We start from the raw sequence: 1,477 nt of genomic DNA, 5'->3' as shown, positions 1-1,477 counted from the left end.
CCACCTCGCCGCTCACAGGAACGTCTGGCCCTCGCCCCGGTACGTCGGCACCTCCGACACCACCCGGTCGCCCTCGATCAGCCGCAACTGGTCGAAGCGCTCGCACAGTTCGCCCGCCTTCGCGTGCCGGAACCACACCTTGTCGCCGATCAGCAGGTCGTCGGCGGCCGAGCCGAGCAGCGGGGTCTGCACCTCGCCCGGCCCCTCCTGCCCGTCGTAGCGCAGCCCCTCCGGCAGGTACGGCACCGGCAGCCGGTCGGGGCCCGCGGCGCCCGAGGCCGGGTAGCCGCCGCCGAGCACCGCCACCACGCCGACACCGGGACGGCGCACCACGGGCATGCCGAACAGCGCGGCAGGGCGGCCCCGGAAGGAGCTGTAGTTGTCGAACAGCCGCGGCACATACAGGCCGGAGCCGGCCGCGATCTCGGTGACCGCGTTCTCCGCCGCGGTGGACTGCACGCTGCCGGTGCCGCCGCCGTTGACGAACTCCAGGTCCGGTACGACCGCCCGGACCGCACGCACCGCCTCCGCGCGCCGCGCCGCCAGCTCCCGGCGCGCGGCGGACTGCATCAGCCGGATGGCCAACGACCGCGCGGGGCGGCCCTTCAGCGTGTCACCGACGCCCGCGATGTGCCCTTCGTAGGCCATGATCCCGACCACCCGGAACCCCGGCCGGGCACCGACCGCGCGGGCGGTGTCGGCTATCCGCTCCGGCGAGTGCAGCGGCGAGCGCAGCGCGCCGATCCGCAGCCGCCCGCCCAACTTCCGCAGGCTCGTGTCGAGTTCGAGACAGACCCGGACCGTCTCGGTGCCGCCCGCGCCGCGTGCCGCGTCGATCAGGTCGAGCTGCGCGAGGTCGTCGACCATCACCGTGACCGTACGGGCCAGCTTCGGGTCGGCGGTCAGCTCGGCGAAGCCGTCCCGGTCGGCGGACGGGTAGGCGAGCAGGATGTCGGTGAAGCCGGTACGCGCCAGCCACAGCGACTCGGCGAGGGTGAAGGACATGATGCCCTCGAAACCCTCGCGGGCCAGGGCGCGTTCGAGCAGCGCGCGGCAGCGCACCGACTTCGAGGCGATCCGGATCGGCTTCCCACCCGCCCGCCGGACCAGGTCCGCGGCGTTCGCGTCGAAAGCATCGAGATCCACGATCGCCAGCGGCGCGTCGAGGTGTGCGGTGGCCCGGTCGTACCGGACCCGGTCGGCAGTGTGGTGGGCCATGAGCGCAGCCTGCCAGACACACCTACCGAGCGGTAGACCCTTCGGCGCCGCCCTGTGGCAACCGCACCCTGCGGCAACCCCGTAGAGTGACGCGCACATTGACGGGAACGGTCACGAGGGAGCGCCGGGTGAGCACCGGAGTGGACAACGGAAGCACCTCTCCCGCCTCCTTCCCCACTCTGCGGCCCACTGCCGGCCGACCACCGTCCGGGCCGCCCCCGCCGCCGGCCGGCCCGCCGCAGCCGGAGCGCCCAACTCC

At 73.9% G+C, this 1,477-nt stretch carries 1 protein-coding gene; it reads right to left on the bottom strand.

Annotated elements, in window-relative coordinates:
• Positions 1–12: 12 nt before the first annotated feature.
• A complete protein-coding gene (locus AC13HU_RS37040; protein ID WP_483046392.1) occupies positions 13–1,218 on the bottom strand; it encodes an amino acid deaminase/aldolase in 1,206 nt (401 codons plus the stop codon).
• Positions 1,219–1,477: the final 259 nt, after the last annotated feature.

It is taken from the genome of Streptomyces sp. NH27 (genome assembly GCF_056859195.1).
Note: the sequence above shows the minus strand (reverse complement) of the source record. Positions and strands in the feature narration are given on the sequence as shown.

What these genes read in the sequence shown, in the direction of transcription:
- AC13HU_RS37040 (WP_483046392.1), bottom strand. Translation starts at nt 1,218, where the DNA reads ATGGCCCACCACACTGCCGACCGGGTCCGGTACGACCGGGCCACCGCA.